The 17,906-nt window shown below is 54.9% G+C and carries 18 protein-coding genes; 10 read left to right on the top strand and 8 right to left on the bottom strand.

The window, feature by feature from the left end; genetic code table 11:
* Positions 1-14 precede the first annotated feature (14 nt).
* Positions 15-1,262: an MFS transporter gene (locus AC2FH6_RS15245; RefSeq protein WP_281995746.1), complete on the bottom strand. Its 1,248-nt coding sequence runs from the start codon at positions 1,260-1,262 to the stop codon at positions 15-17.
* 70 nt (positions 1,263-1,332) lie between these two features.
* Here AC2FH6_RS15245 and AC2FH6_RS15240 point away from each other — a divergent pair, with 70 nt between their 5' ends.
* A complete protein-coding gene (locus tag AC2FH6_RS15240) occupies positions 1,333-1,749 on the top strand; it encodes a helix-turn-helix domain-containing protein (protein WP_142638500.1) in 417 nt (138 codons plus the stop codon).
* Positions 1,750-1,844: 95 nt separating this feature from the next.
* Here AC2FH6_RS15240 and AC2FH6_RS15235 read toward each other — a convergent pair whose 3' ends face one another.
* Positions 1,845-2,867 carry an alpha/beta hydrolase family protein gene (locus AC2FH6_RS15235; RefSeq protein WP_496692829.1) on the bottom strand — a complete coding sequence of 341 codons (1,023 nt, stop codon included), beginning with the start codon at positions 2,865-2,867 and terminating at the stop codon, positions 1,845-1,847.
* A 138-nt stretch (positions 2,868-3,005) separates the two neighbouring features.
* Here AC2FH6_RS15235 and AC2FH6_RS15230 point away from each other — a divergent pair, with 138 nt between their 5' ends.
* Together AC2FH6_RS15230 and AC2FH6_RS15225 are read left to right on the top strand one after the other, a co-directional pair.
* Positions 3,006-4,028 (top strand): helix-turn-helix domain-containing protein, encoded by a 1,023-nt coding sequence (locus AC2FH6_RS15230; RefSeq protein WP_496692830.1) that lies wholly within the window; start codon positions 3,006-3,008, stop codon positions 4,026-4,028.
* Between the two features lie 237 nt (positions 4,029-4,265).
* On the top strand, positions 4,266-4,922 hold the full coding sequence (locus tag AC2FH6_RS15225; RefSeq protein ID WP_496692831.1) for a helix-turn-helix domain-containing protein: 657 nt from the start codon (positions 4,266-4,268) through the stop codon (positions 4,920-4,922).
* Here the strand turns inward: AC2FH6_RS15225 and AC2FH6_RS15220 are convergent.
* The 5 genes from AC2FH6_RS15220 to AC2FH6_RS15200 are packed head-to-tail and all read right to left on the bottom strand — an operon-like array spanning position 4,900 to position 9,262.
* On the bottom strand, positions 4,900-5,418 hold the full coding sequence (locus AC2FH6_RS15220; RefSeq protein WP_496703403.1) for a GNAT family N-acetyltransferase: 519 nt from the start codon (positions 5,416-5,418) through the stop codon (positions 4,900-4,902). The genes AC2FH6_RS15225 and AC2FH6_RS15220 overlap by 23 nt on opposite strands.
* 7 nt (positions 5,419-5,425) lie before the next feature.
* On the bottom strand, positions 5,426-6,493 hold the full coding sequence (locus tag AC2FH6_RS15215; protein WP_142638490.1) for a heme-dependent oxidative N-demethylase family protein: 1,068 nt from the start codon (positions 6,491-6,493) through the stop codon (positions 5,426-5,428).
* 13 nt (positions 6,494-6,506) lie between these two features.
* Positions 6,507-7,469, bottom strand: coding sequence for a PDR/VanB family oxidoreductase (locus AC2FH6_RS15210; protein WP_496703401.1), 963 nt, complete (start codon positions 7,467-7,469; stop codon positions 6,507-6,509).
* On the bottom strand, positions 7,466-8,062 hold the full coding sequence (locus tag AC2FH6_RS15205) for a dimethylamine monooxygenase subunit DmmA family protein (protein ID WP_496703400.1): 597 nt from the start codon (positions 8,060-8,062) through the stop codon (positions 7,466-7,468). The genes AC2FH6_RS15210 and AC2FH6_RS15205 overlap by 4 nt, the downstream gene beginning before the upstream one ends.
* A 54-nt stretch (positions 8,063-8,116) precedes the next feature.
* Entirely contained in the window at positions 8,117-9,262 is a 1,146-nt protein-coding gene (locus AC2FH6_RS15200) for an aminomethyl transferase family protein (RefSeq protein WP_496703398.1), read from the bottom strand.
* Between the two features lie 339 nt (positions 9,263-9,601).
* On the opposite strand from AC2FH6_RS15200, the gene AC2FH6_RS15195 reads away from it, so the two are divergent.
* The 6 genes from AC2FH6_RS15195 (at position 9,602) to glnT (ending at position 15,723) form a co-directional block, all read left to right on the top strand.
* Entirely contained in the window at positions 9,602-10,975 is a 1,374-nt protein-coding gene (locus AC2FH6_RS15195; RefSeq protein ID WP_271951763.1) for an ammonium transporter, read from the top strand.
* A gap of 11 nt (positions 10,976-10,986) precedes the next feature.
* Entirely contained in the window at positions 10,987-11,202 is a 216-nt protein-coding gene (locus AC2FH6_RS15190) for a hypothetical protein (protein ID WP_142638480.1), read from the top strand.
* Positions 11,203-11,350: 148 nt separating this feature from the next.
* Positions 11,351-12,280: a class II glutamine amidotransferase gene (locus AC2FH6_RS15185; protein WP_496703396.1), complete on the top strand. Its 930-nt coding sequence runs from the start codon at positions 11,351-11,353 to the stop codon at positions 12,278-12,280.
* A gap of 1 nt (position 12,281) precedes the next feature.
* Positions 12,282-12,965 (top strand): protein GlxC, encoded by a 684-nt coding sequence (locus tag AC2FH6_RS15180; RefSeq protein ID WP_496678512.1) that lies wholly within the window; start codon positions 12,282-12,284, stop codon positions 12,963-12,965.
* Positions 12,966-12,985: 20 nt separating this feature from the next.
* Positions 12,986-14,314 carry an FMN-binding glutamate synthase family protein gene (locus AC2FH6_RS15175; RefSeq protein WP_496678521.1) on the top strand — a complete coding sequence of 443 codons (1,329 nt, stop codon included), beginning with the start codon at positions 12,986-12,988 and terminating at the stop codon, positions 14,312-14,314.
* Between the two features lie 80 nt (positions 14,315-14,394).
* Positions 14,395-15,723, top strand: a complete 1,329-nt coding sequence (gene glnT, locus AC2FH6_RS15170; RefSeq protein WP_142638474.1) for a type III glutamate--ammonia ligase — start codon at positions 14,395-14,397, stop codon at positions 15,721-15,723.
* A 431-nt stretch (positions 15,724-16,154) separates the two neighbouring features.
* Here glnT and AC2FH6_RS15165 read toward each other — a convergent pair whose 3' ends face one another.
* Positions 16,155-16,589: a group II truncated hemoglobin gene (locus AC2FH6_RS15165; protein ID WP_496702431.1), complete on the bottom strand. Its 435-nt coding sequence runs from the start codon at positions 16,587-16,589 to the stop codon at positions 16,155-16,157.
* Positions 16,590-16,698: 109 nt separating this feature from the next.
* Here AC2FH6_RS15165 and AC2FH6_RS15160 point away from each other — a divergent pair, with 109 nt between their 5' ends.
* Positions 16,699-17,574, top strand: a complete 876-nt coding sequence (locus AC2FH6_RS15160) for an EamA family transporter (protein WP_496703394.1) — start codon at positions 16,699-16,701, stop codon at positions 17,572-17,574.
* The last annotated feature ends 332 nt before the right edge of the window (positions 17,575-17,906 follow it).

The following is a 17,906-nucleotide window of genomic DNA, read 5'->3' as shown; positions in this document are numbered from 1 at the left end:
GACCTCCTTTATCATTATCTCGCGACTGTCTTACTGGTGATGCTCTTCAACGAAGTTCGACGCGAAAGCCAATACGCCACGATGGCCAATACCCCGCAGATTACAAAGGTGAGCTGCATCCCGTTGGCAATCGCTTCAGCAGATGCTGCCTCGACGGTGCGGGCGCCGATCCCAAAGGAAAAGACCGTCCCCATGACAGAGGCGCCGAAAATAAGGCCCAAATTGCGCGACAAGCCAAGCAGCCCTGAAACTGTCCCCCGCTGATCTGCCCGAACCCCTACCATGATCATGGTGTTGTTGGCCGCCTGAAACAACTGGTATCCCGGTGTCAGGATGCTGATTGCGCCAATGTAACCAATGACACCGAATGCGACTGGCAGGACCGCAAGTGCAAAGGTCCCGGTGGTCAGAGCAATGAGCCCAAGCGACAGAACACGCGCCGCCCCCCATGCATCCACAAGCCGACCCGATGGGACGCCGAGGAAGATCGATATGATTGGTCCGACCGACATGACAAGCCCCACTTTCGCCGCGCTCAGCCCAAGAGATTGCCCCAGAAAGAAGGGGCCTATCAGCAAAGTGGTCAACATCACATTTGCCACCAGAAAATTTGCCGCAAGGCCGGGGATTGCGCCGCTCTTTCGCAGTGCAGTTAGTCCGACCAGTGGTGTTATCCCAGAGGAAACACTTGCGGGCAAAAGCCGAACGGCCAAAATGGCCGTAGTCAGGCTCATCGGCACCAGGACAAAGAACACTCCTTGCCACCCGAGTTTTCCAATCAGCACCCCACCCAACGAAGGTCCCAGTGCAGTTCCGACCGCCGACATCGTGCCCAACAGGCCCATGGCTTGCCCGACACGCTCTGTTTCAAAAATATCGCGAACAAGTGCGACGGTCAGCACCATGAGGAATGCAGCACCAATTCCCTGAAGAGACCGCGCGGCACTCAACACCTTGAGATTGGGCGCCAAGCCGCAAAACGCAGAGGCCAGCGCGAAAAGTATAAGCCCGAAGATCAGCATCTGCTGTCGTCCAAAGCGGTCCCCAAGTCGTCCAGCCAGCACAGAGAACAGCGTCAGTGTCGCGAGATATGCGATCACCACCCATTGCACTTGATGTACCGGCGCCTTCAGGTCCTGGGCGATTGCAGGCAAGGCAATATTGGCAATGCTGGTGCCCAATGAGGCCAGCAGCATGGACAGGGAGAAACACAACAAAGCGCCGGGTCTCGTTGTCTTCAATGCATTTGATTTGATGTGCACCACTATTTTCCTCTTGTCGGAATCGCTACAGAAGGCGACGTTACGAATTCAAGTCGACTTGAGGTCAAGCATGAAACTTTTGGATATAGGCGAGGTGTCGAAAAAGACCGGCACCCCAACTTCAACGCTGCGTTACTATGATGAGCTTGGCCTGATTTCGTCTGTTGCGCGGCACGGGCTTCGTCGGCAGTTCACGCCGGATGTCTTATTGCAACTAGCCCTGATCACAATGGGCAAATCTGCAGGGTTTTCACTTGAGGAAATCTCGGGGATGTTCGGCCTTGATGGAACTCCGAATATCCCCCGGCAAGAGTTTCACATTCGTGCGGATGCGCTGGATCGGCAAATCCGCGAGCTGACGGCGCTGCGCGATACCCTGCGACATGTGGCGGATTGCCCGGCGCCATCGCATTTGGAATGCCCAACATTCAGACGGCTCATCGATCTCGCCCATCATCGGGGCACGAAGAAAGCCAGTGGCAGGTAGCGGCAAGCCAACTACGAATTTTTGGTATACCGCTGAGGGGTATGGTCGGCCCGCACCATTGGATGCAATGCCGATATGTAAATGTCCGAAATACACTAATTCAGATCGAAGTGAGCGGCCAAACTGTCAATTATCATATCAAGGACTTGGGCGCGGTCCGTTCCCCCAGGATCAGTGCAAACAGGATCGTCCTGCTCTTCGATCAAAATCGCTTCACCGGCGGGCTTACATAATCCAAGCGCGGTGAAATGCGTTGCGGGCGCGATCGTCATCACCGCGGCCTGAGGAACCAGCGCCTCAAAATTGCTTCCCAGGGCGCTCGTGTCTGTTGCATTCAGCCTGTCGGCCCCGTCACCCAATCCAATCAGAAAAAGCGAGGCTGTCACGTCCCGCACATCCTTATGCGCAAGATCCCAAGTTAGTCCCGGATCAATGGCTGCGACGGCACTGACCCGTGGATCCTTGTAAGATGCCTCATATTTTTCCTGGTCGATTGCGGTTACATCGACGCCCTCTGCCGTCAACTTTGCGCAAAATTGTGACCCTGCCCCTGCGGCCTCGCAATAATCGAAAAATCCGTCACGATTGCCCTGGACGCCCGCAAGCGAAAGGGCTGTCCAGCCACCATAAGAGAAGCCCGTGGCGTAGATCCGTGAAGTGTCGATGAGGGGGGCGAAATCCGGGTCTTGCAGCGCGTGATCCAACGCGGCGGACATGTCCTGGGCGCGGGTCCAATGATTAAATGCGGTATCGAAATCCAAATCTAAGGTCGTGCTGCCTGGATGGTTTACTGCCACTACGATTGCACCTTGCGAGACCAACCCCGCACTAAGCCACGCCATTCGTGCATAATTGCCGCCCCATCCGTGTGAGAGAAGAACAACCGGATGTTGCCCTGGCACCGGCTTGGCGTTTTCGACTACTGCTGTTCCATAGAACACTGCATTTTCTGCAAACATAGTCTGGCGCTGACCTGCCGCAGGGAACATGACAGCCATTTGCATGTCCTGATCATGATGAGGTGCGGCAATCGTCAATTCGACGAGGCCGACATCTTGTGCAGCAATTTCCGTGCCCGCCGAAAGGGTCATGACGAGGGTAAGAAGAGGAAGTTTCATGGCGCGCCTTTTTTTGTAGGGTGGCATTAGTGTCGGCCTACATTCAGACGCTGTCGGGATTTCATACGACCTGAATCCGGTTTAAGGTCGCGCAGATCAGGATTTAGGTCCTATGACAGACGAAAACGGACCCCCCTGATGCCAGTTCTACCGATACCAATGATTACTGCCCTGCTGCTTTCGGGCTTTCTTTTACATCGCTTTCTGACCCGCAAAACCCATCCCACGCTTTTGGTCCTCATCGGATGCTGCGCTGCACAAAGTGCGGTTATCGCGCTTGTGCAATATTATGGCTTTACGGGTCTCAGGGTCGTTCAGCCCATTCTTGCGACTGTAATTGCCGCATCCGCGTGGCTGTCCTTTCGTCAGGCCTCGGTGGGTTATCTGCGCAGACAGGACTTGTATTTGCATGCGGTAGGTCCGGCCCTTGCGATAAGTTTTCTGGCAACCCGACCCGAAGCGCTGGACGTGTTGATCCCCTTTATCTTTGCGGCATACGGTATCGCCATCGCGTTTATGCTCTTGCGCGGCGAAGATAGTTTGCCCCATAGCCGCTTAGAAAACGGGCGCATGATTGTTTGGGTTTGGCGTGTTCTGGCAATCGCTTTGATCGCCTCAGCAGGCAGCGACATATTCATTGCAGCCCGCCTTGCATCAGGAGACACCGAGGTCTTGCTCTGGCTGCCAAGCCTGTTTTCCGCAATCACATTGCTCATATTAGGGGCGCTCAGCCTATCGCATGCAATCGAAAGCCAGAGCATTGGTTCTGACACGCGCGATGCGTATTCCAAGCAAGATAAAACCCGTGACACCGCTATTGTCGAAAAGCTCGACGCTTATATGGAAACACATAAGCCATATCTCGATCCCGATCTCACACTGGCCCGGTTGGCCCGAAAGTTGCAGGTTCCAGAAAAGCAGCTTTCAAGCGCAATCAACAAAGGCAAAAGCGAGAATGTGTCTCGCTACATCAATAGGCATCGGATATCTCACGCTTGCGCCGTAATGAAGACTGGAAAATCGGTGACCGAGGCGATGCTGGCCAGCGGGTTTAACACCAAGTCGAACTTCAACCGCGAGTTCTTAAGGGTGATCGGCGTCAATCCGCGTCGCTGGTTGAGGTCTCTTGTGGAAGTGCCCGATGAAAGGGTCAAAACCTAAGACGTTCCGGTGCACCAAGCATCCTTGCCACAGCTGCCGAACCTTGATTTAGGACATCGGCGTCAGAGCCGTGAAAGCCGTCAAACAGTGAGAATCCGATCTCTATTCTGTTTTCTGCCAGCATGATTATATTACTATCAGGAAAAACTGATGCTATGGTAATCCGAATTGAATTGGGTATTGCGCCGCGCCTGCTTGCAGAACCGGTTTGGACACGTGTAGCAAGACGTTGAAAGAATGAAATTGAAAAAACGCGACAAAGAAATGGCAACAAACCTGACGCAAGACCCACATTCCGTTCGTTCGGGTGACAGAGAGAAAGTTCTTGAAGTTGCCATCGGCCGCGAGGTTCGTGCCTTTCGCAAACAGCAGAACATAACGGTCGCAGAGCTGGCCCAGTTGACCGGCCTCTCGATTGGCATGCTGTCCAAGATCGAAAACGGAAATACGTCACCGTCCTTGACGACTCTGCAATCGCTGGCGGATGCGCTTTCGGTTCCTTTGACAAGCTTTTTTCGACAGTTTGAAGAACGCCGCGAGGCGGTTCATACAAAAGCAGGAGAAGGCGTCGAACTGGAGCGTGAAGGAACACGTGCGAACCATCAGTATAACCTGTTGGGACATATTGGTGCCAACGGATCCGGCGTGATCGTCGAACCGTATCTGATTACCCTGACCGCTGAATCAGATGTGTTCCCAACTTTCCAACATGGCGGGATCGAGACGATTTACATGCTGGACGGTGAGGTGGATTACCGCCACGGGGACCAGATTTACCCGCTAAAACCCGGCGATACCCTGTTCTTTGATGCAGATGCTCCGCATGGGCCCGAACGGCTTGTCAGCCTGCCGGCGCGGTATATATCAGTGATCAGCTATCCGCAGACAAACTGATCGGTTTGCGCAATAAGAAATCTGTGGGTCTGTCATAACCTTCGCGACTGCCCGTGCTTACGATCGTGAACCCCAGCCTCGAAAATACGCGATGGTTTTCAGTAAGTTCCACGCGTGTTTCCAGTTCCAGCGCAGGTAAGCCAAGCTCTACTGCACGGCGTGCAGCATGATCCACCAACCTGCGGCCGATACCCTGACCCCGCAATCCATCCTTCACCGCAAGCTTTCCAAGGTACAAACTGTCGGGCTTGGGCGTCAGAAACATACACGCGAAAAGTGGTCGCCCAACAGCCCAGATTTCGCCGCCACCCTGACAATGCACCTGCATTCCTTCCACGTTCAGACTATGGATAGAAGACGGAGGGTCGATCCGGGCATCCATGTACTGAAATGACCCGCGAAGCAGCGCAAGCACGTCATACAATGCAAAATCGTTACTCGAGATGAGCCAAGGCGCTTCGCCCGGATCAATCATATGAGTTGAGAAATTTCGCAAGTCTCGCTTACTTAGACAAAGGTGGTTCCGTTTCCAAATCCGGCCAGATCCCCGGAGACGTGGGCAACCCGTCGTCAAACTGGCTGAGATAGTCCAACATCATGGGGCGGTTATCGATGAACCCTTTATAGGTTGCCAGCTCGACCGGCAGGTCCCGGATGACCCGATGCAGACGGCGGCCCCATTTGGGAACGGTCATCAGGTCCTGAAAACTACACAGGTAGCAGCGGATCGGGAATACCAGGGCGTTGGATCGCGGTAGACGGAAAAAGGTTTGCAACTCGACCCGCAGATACTGTTTGTGCGCTATGTTTTCAGGTGTCAGCGTCGTCTTCTGGATACCCCATTTGTGATAGTTCTCCGGGCTGGTATCCAGCAGCGGATTCACTGTCATAGTCCAATTCAGACGCCGTGCCGGGGCACCCTGTTGAATGTTCAGCAGGAATTTCAGGGCGCGTTGAAAAATACCCATTTCATGGGCTTTGGGAACCGGCGCGTGCCATTCGAAAAAGTTCATTCCGATGTCAAAATCCAGGCTCCAATCCGCTTGGGTCGTCACCATTCCCGCGTCCATCCACAGCATCTCGTCACGCTGATCCAGCACGGCGAAATCACCCTGTGCCTGACGGGTGATGTATTCCATCGGCCCGTACGGAAGCGTGGTTTCGTCCATGAAGGTAAAGCTGTGATCAATGCCCATCGGTTTGTTGACCCAGCGCCACTGGTTGCCATTGCGATGCAGTTCGAACAGATCGGGATAGTCTTCGGATTTGCTGACCATGATCAGCTCCAGCAAGTCCCAACCGGCCAAAGTCATATGCGGCAGTGACTGGCAGCGCAACGGATCCTGATCCAATACCATGGCGCGGTCTTTCATCTCGGACACATAGTGTTCGTCGACGTCGAATCGCATCTCGTAGACCGATCCTTTGGGCCCGCCGCGATGCTGTTCCATGTTGACCGAATACATATAGCTGTCTTCGTGAAACGGAAACGGAAAGCGTTTGATCGCCCAGTCCGAGTTGTGAAACGTATAGTCATCGCGGAAGGATTCGTCGTTGAATTGAATGGTCATGTTGGGCCTCCTCTCAACGGTCCAGCACGAGGGACTTGCCCTCGAAGCGCGATACACAGGGCATGATTTTCTTGCCCGCGGCCTTTTCTTCGCCGGTCAGCCAGTGATCGCGGTGAACGAAATTACCTTCATGGTCGAGCACAACGGTTTCGCACTGACCGCAGGCCCCTCCGCGGCACAGATACGGTGCGTCCACGCCTTCACGTTCGATGGCCTCCAGCAGGCTTTCGTTTTCACCCACATGAATGACCTTATCCGATGCCGCCAAGCGCACCTCGAACGGTTTACCGGGCTGAGGCGCCAGGAACTCTTCGTAGTGCACGCAATCTTCGGGCCAGCCTTCGGCGGCAGCCGTGTTTCGGACCCAGTCGATCATGCCCTTTGGACCACACACATACACATGCGTTCCCAAGGGTTGCCCGCTGAGCAGATTTTTCAGATCAATCGCCTGGCTCTGATCGTCATAGTACAGATGGGTTTCGTTCGGATGTCTGTCTGTCAGTTGCTCAGCATAAGATGCCAAGGCAGTGTTTCGGCACGCGTAATGCAACTCCCAATGCCCGTGCAGCAGTTCCAACTGTTTGATCTGCGCCAGAAACGGGGTGATCCCGATGCCACCGGCCAGAAACAGATGCTTGCGGGCGCGCAAGTCCAGTGAAAACAAGTTGACCGGATAGCTGATGGTCATCTCGTCGCCCAGCTTGACCTGGCGGTGCATGAACAGCGAACCACCCCTGCCCTCATCATCGCGTCGAACCGAAATTGCATAAGATGACTGATCAAACGGATCCGACATCAACGAATAGGGGTTAAGCCGTGTAATGGCACCATCCTGCATTTCGACCACAGTATGTGCCCCGCCCGAAAAGGTTGGTAATGGCGCGCCGTCGATACGTTCGAACCGGAACCGCGTCACCAATTCGTTCAGCGGAGTGATCTCGGTCACTTTGACCTGAATTTTCTCAGCACCGCTCATTCGTAAATCCCCTTCGACTCGGGCACATTACCATGATCCTCGGCGTCGATACGGACGCCCTGATAGGCGGCAAGACGGCGGGAGTAGTGATCGCGCACAAACAGGTTTAGGCCGCAATGTGAACAGACAAACGGGTCAATCTCGACGTCTTCGGTGATGCCTTTGCAATGCACGCATTGCATCCGACGGGCGACCGATCCGCGATGTTCGGTCTGGATCGCCGTGTGTGGCAGACCCACAGCCATCACTTCATTCATGGCCTGCCCCATCATGCCTTCGGTGCCGGTCAGGTAGACCTGCAATCCCATATGCGCGTCCTCCAGAACCCGGCGAATGCGCGTCAGAGACGCCTCGAAAGACGGGCCTTCATAGAACTGAGCAGGGTTCAATGCCCTTAGCTTTTCCGCGAAATCCGTGCCTTTCGGGATGTAGATCAGATGGGTTTTGGCCATCAGGCCAGGTGTTGCGATGTCGAGAATGGCTTCGGCCCCTTCGGCCTCGGCTATCATGAGATGATGTTCGCCCTGGCGAACCTCTAGCGTGCCCCAGACCGGGCGGCTTGCGATTGACTTGGGAAATTCGAACTTTGACATTGTGCCCTCAATAGGAAAAGGGCGCCACGGTGTGTCCGTCGCGCCCCCTGAAACTCAGCCCTTTGCGGTTCTGATCGATTTGTCCTGATCGTAGAACGGCATCTCTTCCGCAGTTGCCGTTATTTCTGTCCCATCGCCGTTGCGCACCGTCAGCTTGGTACCGGGTGATGCACATGCGACCGGCATCCGCGCGATACCCACATTGTGACCATTGATATCAGAATACATGCCGAAGGTGACAACGCCGACTTTCTCGCCGTTTTGCAGCAGATCCGCGCCTTCATCCGCCGGCGTCGTGCCGTTCAGTTTGACGCCATAGATCTTAAACCGCTCTTTGCCTTGCGATGCATAGTGGTTCTCGGCGCCGATAAAGCCGGTTTTTCCAGGTGAGACAGTGAAATCCAGGCCCAGTTCCCACAGTGTATCACCACAGGTATCGCCATCGAACGGATAGGTTTCGGAATTGTCGCCGGGGTAAAACAGCAGGTAGCTTTCGGTGCGCAACAGGTCGAGCGTCGAAAACTGGACCGGGACGATGCCCATATCCTTGCCATCAACCAGAATGCTGTCCCACAAGTGAACGGCGTGCTTGGCCTGACAGAAGATCTCATACCCGCGCTCACCGGTATAGCCGGTCCGCGAAATCATCACCGGGCAGCCATATAGCTTGGTCTGCATGATGCCGAAATAGGCCAGATCGCGAATTCCGGGGATGTGCTTAGCCAGGAAGTCTACAGCCACCGGACCCTGCAGCGACATGTCATGCATGTCATCATCAAAGATGACCGAACAATTCTTACCCGCCGCCACGGATGTCAGCTGCTCCATTCCGGTGCCTGTGCCATGCACCACCAGCCACGTGTTCACCGACAGGCGATAGATGATGCAATCATCAACAAACTTGCCTTCGGCATTCAGGATCGAGGCATAGGTCGACCGCCCCGGCATGATCTTTTCGACGTTCCGCGTGGTGACACGATCAATGACATAGGCGGCATCCTCACCAACCACGTGAACCTTTTTCAAACCGGAAACATCCATAAGACCAGCTTTGGTCCGAATTGCTTCGTAGTCAGCTTTGGCGCGTTCAGGGCTTTGGTCATAGAACCAAGCAGTCCCCATCCCGTTCCAGTCTTCAAGCTCGCCGCCGATCTCGGCGTGGCGCTGCGCAAGGGCCGACGTCCTCCAAAGAATGGCCATGGTTCGGTTCTCCCGTTGATCGTTTTTGTTGCCCATATTGAGGCCGATGTTGGGTTGAAAATCAACACTTGTGTGCAGAATTTTTTCCTGTTGGGAATATTTGCCTGCAATTTTTGCACCCTAAAATCATCCGGGAGTATTGATATTTCTTTTCTTTATCTGTGGCTTAGTGCGTTTTTGGACGTGAGAGGACATACCTCAAGCACAGACCTTAAAGATGTTTGCCCCACATATCTATTGACAGGTCGCCAATGAGATTGTCCCCTTAGTATACAATTATTCCCAGCAGGAAATGCTTCGCAGAAAGACCTCCTGCTGCAACAACAGGGAGACTACGAAGTGGATGGCAATCTAAATGCACTTACGACGGTCTTTACCGAGTTTTATTACTGGGTAACGGTCGTCTTCATGTTCCTCATCCATGTGGGCTTTTGCATGTACGAAGTCGGCGCCAGCCGGGCCCGTAACCATATGCACACATTGATGAAAAACATCATGATCATCCCGCTGGTGACGGTCACGTTCTTCTTCTTTGGATGGTGGATCTACTGGGCGTTCCCGAACTTTCCGTTCTGGGGCGGTCTCGACACCGAAGCAGGTGCCGCAAATCTACCGTGGGCGAACACAATGGCAACCAATTTGGACGACAGAATCACAGGGGTCTTCTGGGCCGCGTTCCTTCTGTTCTCGTGGACAGCTGCCTCGATTGTTTCTGGTTCAGTGATCGAACGGATCAGGTCATCGGCTTTGTGGGTCCATGCAGTCATGATCGGGTCCGTCTGGTGGATCATCGACGCTGCTTGGGGCTGGCACTATGGTGGCTGGATGGTGCGCATCTTGGGGTATCACGATGCTTATGCATCAGGCGTTATCCATGCAATCGCAGGTGGTTACGCACTTGGTGTGATCATGGTGCTGGGTCCGCGACTTGGCAAGTTTGCCAAGGATGGAACGCCGCGGGATATTCCTCCGCATAATCCATGGTTGCTGACCATCGGTATTTTCCTGATCTATACCGGGTTCTGGGGTTTCTATGCGGCATGCAACGTGCCTGTAATCTCGCCCGAGGTTATCGACGGTCAGATCGTTGGCGCCACCTGGACTGCAACCAACATCTATCTGGCCCCGACCACGCTGTCGGCGATTACCTTTAACTTCCTGATGTCGCTGTCGGGTGGGTTGATGGCAGCCTATGTCGTCTCGAAGGGAGATGCCTTCTGGACCTTCTCGGGCGGTCTGGCCGGTATCATCACCGCGTCTGCTGGAAACGATTTGTATCACCCGATCCAAGCGATGATCATTGCCGCAATCGGCGTCGTGATCGTCTATAATCTGCACTACTGGGTAGAGCGTCGGTTCAAGCTGGATGATGCTGTCGGTGCTGTAGCCGTGCATGGCTATGCAGGTGTCGTCGGGCTGGTCATCGCGGGCTTTGTCCTGTGGGGCGTGCCTTCGTCACCATATGAAGGTTATGCAACCATCAACCCAATCGGTCAGATCACGGGTGCCGTCATCATGTTCTTTGTCCTTGGGTTCCTGCCAGGCTGGGCTCTGGCGAAAATGCAATCCGCTGCCGGCGTACTGCGCATCCCGGAAGAAGTTGAACTTCAGGGTCTCGATTACGCTGAACACCATGCCTATGAGGACGCCAAAGCTGCCATTATCGAAGCCGATAAAGAAGAACTGGCCGCCCGTGGCGTAGCAGCGAAATGAGGGAGTAAGATATGTCTACGAATGGTTATACAAACTGGGCCGTGGATCTGGCCGAAGTCGGGCCGGTCTATCCCTTCCAAGGTTACGAAGTTCTAATGGTCATCATTGGTGTCGTCTTCTGGGTTGGCTGGCATCGCATCCAATTCGTCCGCGAAGCTGAGCACCTGGAAAAGGCGCGCCACACCGGTGACGAAGAAAAGGTGAAAGCACAGTTGGAGCGATATTGATCCAGCCTTGAATGCTTGCAATGGGCGCGAAAAACACAGGTCGCGCCCATTGCCTCTTAGGAAAAAAACTTTCCTATGATTATTGATGTCCCACTGATTTGTTGGTACCGTCGAATCATAATGAAACACATAAGGAGATCTGCCAGCCATGTGCGGAATTGTTGGATTATTCCTCAAAGACCAGTCTCTTGCGCCCCAACTGGGCAATATGCTGACAGACATGCTGATCACGATGACAGATCGTGGCCCCGATAGTGCCGGTATTGCAATCTACGGCTCTGAGTCCGATGGCAAAACCAAGATTACAGTTCAGTCCCCCAACCCCGAAACGGACTTCGTCAACTTGGCTGATGAGCTAGGCAAAAGTCTTGGGGTGACGGTTGGTCAGGCAGACAATGATACACATGCCGTCTTGGAAATTCCCGCCCGTCAGTTCGAAGCCGCGCGCGCCGCGCTGGCTGAAATCCGGCCGACGGTTCGTATCATGAGTCGTGGCGAAAGCCTCGAAATCTACAAGGAAGTTGGCCTGCCCAAGGATGTTGCAGACCGCTTCAGCCTCAGCGGCATGAGCGGCACTCATGGCATTGGACACACACGCATGGCGACGGAATCCGCCGTGACAACAATGGGCGCACATCCGTTCAACACGGGGTCCGATCAATGTCTGGTTCACAACGGGTCGCTGTCCAACCACAACTCGTTGCGCCGCAAGTTGCGCCGCGAAGGCGTTACCATCCAGACAGAGAACGACACCGAAGTTGGTGCCGCATACCTGACCTGGAAAATGATGAATGGCGCCACTTTAGGGGAAGCTCTGGAATCCAGCATTGATGATCTGGACGGGTTTTTCACCTTTGTAGTAGGGACCAAAGACGGGTTTGGCGTCGTACGTGACCCAATCGCTTGCAAGCCTGCAGTGATGGCAGAAACGGATCAATATGTTGCCTTTGGCAGCGAATACCGCGCCTTGGTGAACCTGCCAGGAATCGAAGACGCCCGAGTTTGGGAACCTGAACCGGCCACCGTATATTTCTGGTCGCACAACGACAGTCCCACAACCCACGAAAAGGCCGCCTGAAATGCAGACCTATGATTTAGAGGCAGACGGACTGCGTGGATTGAACTCGTCCCTGCAGGCGCAAAACGCTGAGACCAACCAAACCAGCTGGGAAATTGTAAATCCAAAAGGCAGCCATGCGATTGCTGTCGGACTGGACGCGCCGATCGAAGTGACGGTCAAGGGGTCTACCGGGTACTATTGTGCCGGCATGAACCAACAGGCGACCATCAAGGTTCACGGCTCAGTTGGTCCGGGTGTGGCTGAGAATATGATGTCCGGCCAGGTCATCGTCGATGGCGACGCCAGCCAGTATGCCGGGGCCACAGGCCATGGTGGGTTGCTGGTCATCAAGGGCAACGCAAGCTCGCGCTGCGGTATTTCGATGAAAGGTATCGACATCGTGGTGCATGGCAATATCGGCCACATGTCCGCCTTCATGGCACAGGCAGGAAATCTGGTCGTCTGCGGAGATGCGGGCGATGCGCTGGGGGATTCACTCTACGAGGCACGGCTGTTCGTGCGTGGTTCGGTCAAAAGCCTCGGTGCTGATTGCATCGAGAAAGAAATGCGCCCTGAGCATCTGGATATTCTGAGGGATCTGCTGGACCGCGCTGGCAGCGACGCCAAGCCGGAAGAGTTCAAACGCTATGGCTCGGCTCGTCAGCTTTACAATTTCGACATCGACAATTCCGCAGCTTACTGAGGAAGAAGGGTATGAAAGATATGGACGATCAGATCCCCCGCACCCTGCCGATTCAGTCGGCGACATTTACCAATCCGATCAATGCTGAGATCCGTCGCGCAGCTGCGACAGGTATCTATGACATTCGTGGCGGTGGCGCCAAACGGAAAGTTCCTCATTTCGACGATCTACTCTTTCTGGGTGCGTCGGTGTCGCGCTATCCGTTGGAAGGCTATCGGGAACGCTGTGATACCTCAGTTACGCTGGGCACACGCTTTGCCAAAAAGCCGATCGAGCTGGATATCCCGATCACCATTGCGGGTATGAGCTTTGGCGCATTGTCCGGTCCGGCGAAAGAAGCTCTGGGCCGCGGCGCATCCGCAGCGGGCACGTCAACCACCACCGGTGATGGTGGCATGACGCCCGAGGAACGTGGCCACTCAACCAAGCTGGTGTATCAATACCTGCCCTCACGCTATGGCATGAATCCCAACGATCTGCGTAAGGCTGATGCGATTGAGATTGTGGTTGGCCAAGGCGCCAAACCCGGCGGGGGCGGTATGTTGTTGGGTCAAAAGATCAGTGACCGTGTGGCCGAGATGCGGACCCTGCCCAAAGGCATTGACCAACGGTCCGCTTGCCGCCATCCAGACTGGACAGGGCCGGACGACCTTGAGATCAAGATCCTCGAACTTCGGGAAATCACTGATTGGCAAGTGCCTATCTATGTGAAAGTTGGCGCCACGCGCCCCTACTACGACACTGCATTGGCAGTGAAAGCCGGGGCGGACGTTGTCGTCATGGATGGCATGCAGGGCGGCACCGCTGCGACGCAGGACGTATTCATTGAGCATGTCGGGTTGCCAACACTGTCATGCATCCGCCCTGCCGTTCAGGCATTGCAGGATCTGGGCGTACATCGTGAGGTTCAGTTGGTCATCTCGGGCGGCATTCGCACCGGGGCCGATGTGGCCAAGGCATTGGCACTGGGTGCAGATGCAGTTGCCATTGGCACGGCTGCTCTGGTGGCCCTTGGGGACAACGATCCCAAATGGGAATCCGAATACCAGAAGCTGGGCACAACCACTGGCGCTTATGACGATTGGCACGAAGGTCAGGACCCGGCAGGGATCACCACGCAAGACCCCGACCTGGCTTCGCGTCTTGACCCGGTTGCTGCGGGTCGCAGGCTGCGCAACTATTTGAAGGTGATGGCGCTTGAGGCCCAAACCATCGCGCGTGCATGTGGCCACAATCACCTGCACAATCTGGAACCTGAAGACCTGTGTGCCCTGACAATGGAGGCGGCCGCCATGGCGCGAGTCCCCTTGGCGGGCACCAGTTGGTACCCGGGCAAGGAAGGGTTCTGAACCGATGCTGCGCGGCTCCCTGATGGGGGCCGCGTTTTTGCTTTGAAAAACTAGAATTCAACAGGGAAAGGAAAGCAATCGTGACGACAGATCTCGCAGCTTTCGCAAAAGAAAAAGGCGTCAAATACTTCATGATCTCGTTCACCGACCTGTTCGGTGGACAACGGGCCAAGCTTGTGCCAGCGCAGGCGATTGCCGACATGCAGCAAGATGGTGCGGGCTTTGCCGGGTTCGCCACCTGGCTGGATATGACACCGGCTCATCCTGACATGCTGGCAGTTCCAGACCCCTCATCGGTCATTCAGCTGCCCTGGAAGCCCGAAGTGGCTTGGGTTGCTGGCAACTGCGTTATGGAAGGCAGCGATGTCGCGCAAGCCCCTCGTAACGTATTGCGCCGCCTGATCGACGAAGCTGCAAGCGAAGGCATGCATGTCAAAACCGGTATCGAAGCCGAGTTCTTCCTGATGACGCCGGACGGAGAACAGATTAGCGATCCTTTCGATACAGCTGAAAAGCCTTGCTATGACCAACAGGCCGTGATGCGCCGGTATGATGTCGTGCGCGAAATCTGTGACTACATGCTGGAACTGGGCTGGGGACCTTATCAGAACGACCACGAGGACGCCAACGGCCAGTTCGAGATGAATTGGGAATTTGACGACGTTCTGCGCACTGCTGATAAACACTCTTTCTTCAAGTTCATGACCAAATCGGTTGCTGAAAAACACGGGCTGCGTGCGACGTTCATGCCGAAACCGGTGGAAGGCCTGACCGGTAATGGCTGTCATGCGCATATCTCGGTCTGGGATGCGCCAGGCGATGCGGCCAAGACCAACGTGTTTGCAGGCGAGGGCGACGGCCCGACCGGTGAGGTTGGTCTGGGAGAGCGTGGCAAGCACTTCCTCGGTGGCATCATGAAGCACGCGTCAGCACTGGCCGCGATCACCAACCCCACGGTGAACAGCTACAAACGCATCAACGCGCCGCGGACGATGTCGGGTGCAACATGGGCGCCCAACACCGTGACATGGACGGGCAACAACCGGACTCACATGGTGCGTGTGCCCGGCCCCGGGCGGTTTGAATTGCGTCTGCCGGACGGAGCAACCAACCCATACCTGCTTCAGGCCGTGATCATTGCGGCTGGACTGTCAGGTATCCGATCCAAAGCAGACCCTGGCAAGCGCTGGGATATCGATATGTATGCCGAAGGCCATAAAGTGCGCGGAGCACCAAAGCTGCCGTTGAACATGCTTGATGCACTGCGCGAATACGACAAAGACAAAGACCTGAAGGGCATGATGGGCGCCGAATTCTCGTCTGCTTTCCTGAAGATGAAGCATCAGGAGTGGAATTCCTTCGTGTCGCATTTCTCGCGCTGGGAAAAGGAAAACACGCTGGATATCTGATCTGGTAAAACTGGAAGACATCGAGGTTGCGGCCTGTGCCGCGGCCTTGTTGTTCATTCACCAACAACGATCACGCCGGGATGTTTTTTCAGTCAACACGCGCCGGGCGAAGATCGAGGCGCGTCTTTTGCACACATATCGTCAAACGGGGATTCCGTTGAAATTGTGCGCTTTAAGACGGGAACCCAATCCCCGCATTGCACAGCTGCTTTGTGCGGCCCCTTGGTTGTCTGGGAAATCGGAATCATCCCTGGCTTGCGGCCGAAAAGCAGTCAATCAGGGCATGGGCTAAGGGTGCTGTGCAAGAGATGACACCTAATCGACGATATCGCGATCGAGCAAATCTTTATGACGTTCAACACTTTAGACCAGCTTCATCTAATCTGAACGGTCGGTTGTTTGACGACTGATTTCGAGACCCTGCAAATAGCCTATTCTGGGACTTCTTGTTCTTTTTCCCTATCCACCTCGATGCGCCAGTCGGGAACGTCGTTAACAAGCATCAATGCCGCACGTCGCAGGGAGGTTCGCATTTTATCCACCGTCGGGCCGCGCAGTTCACAATCTTCCAAAGCGGCGTCAAAGGTTTCCAGCCAAAGCTCTGCATCGGCCTCGCGAATAGGCACATGGGCATGTATTTCCCGTAAATCCATGTGGCCAAATCGTTCCCGGTAATATGCTCTCCCGCCCAAAAAACCGCTGAGGAACTCGAACTGCGCTTGCCTTGTATGGTTCAATCCGTGACCCCGAAAATGCAGCCGGTGCAAGGAATACACAGCCGGATCGGCCTCCATTCGATCATAAAATTGTTCGACAAGCGCGCGCAGGCTCTCTTCGCCTCCAAGTTGATCCAAAGCCGAGGACATAGTGGATTCTCCGGGTCTCCATTGCCTAATTTATTGCATAACAGGAATATTAGTTTATCAACAGTGACATCTTGGCGCTGTTGATATCTGGGACCGAACACATGCCAATATGGTCGACACTACAACAATCTTCCCTTACATGAGCGCCCTTGCACTCGGGTTGCTAGCTGCGTTGTGCTGGGGCATTCATGATCTCTCGGTCCGCTATATCAGCCAGTCCGTCAGCGTGGTCGCCTCGCTTATGTTTGTTTTGCTCTTTGGTGCCATCCTGCAGATCGGGATGGTTGCAGCCTGGGGCGACATCAACTCCATATCGGGCAACGCGATGGCTTATGCGATTGCAGCAGGTTTTTTTTACCTCTTGGCCGGGCTCAGCATGTACGAGGCTTTTCATCGAGGGCCCGTGCGATTGGTTGCGCCGCTAGTTGCCAGCTATCCAGTCTTGTCCGTCACCGTCGCAATTTGGCGCGGCTCGACTGTCAGTGCATGGCACTGGTTGGCCGTAATTGCGATCGGCCTCGGAGTATCCATCGTCGCAGCCCGCTCAGACAAAACCGAGACAACCTACCCTGCCCGTGGCCTAACCATTGTCTTGTCTTTGCTCGCCGCAACCGGGTTCGCCGCAGCATTTGCCCTGGGGCAATACGCGGCAGAGATCAGCAACGAATACACCGTGTCTCTAATCGGTCGACTCACGGCAATTCTGGTTCTGGCAGCGATAGCTTTTGCGTCTCGCAAGTCGATTTGGCCCGGCACAAAAGCTCTGCCCCTATTGTGCTTAATGGGTTTACTGGACGCCGTCGCAATTCTCAGTGTGGTCGCGGCTGGTAGGTTGCCCAATGCCCAATATGCATCCGTCGCGGCTTCGGTTTTTGGATTACTGACCGTTGTCCTTGCCTGGGCAATCTTGAAGGAGCGTATGTCACCAAGCCAGTGGCTTGGTTGTGTCGTCGCGTTTGCCGGAATCGGCTATCTCGCGCTCTGAGAACGGCCTTGCGAATTGACGTGCCTGATGGGCTGCAGCCGGGCTGTTCCGCAGGCACTCAATCTCGCCTGAGCGTGGCGGTCCGGATTCACACAACGCTCGTAGTACGGGGATCGGAGGGAATTGGTAGGCGACACGCCAATGGATACGATCACCATGCACAAGTTACGACCTAAAAGGTCGCCAATACCTACCAAAATCAGAACGGAAAAAAGAACAGCCGCAGTTTGAACAACGGCGGCCTCGTTTTAAGCCGTCAGGCCTTCTGGTTCTGGGAGTTTGTTTGCGCGGCATGCGGCGGTCAGGGTGTTGGCCAGCAGGCATGCGATTGT

Source organism: Ruegeria sp. CDSC045 (assembly GCF_059610725.1).
This window is presented reverse-complemented; position numbering and strand designations above follow the sequence as displayed.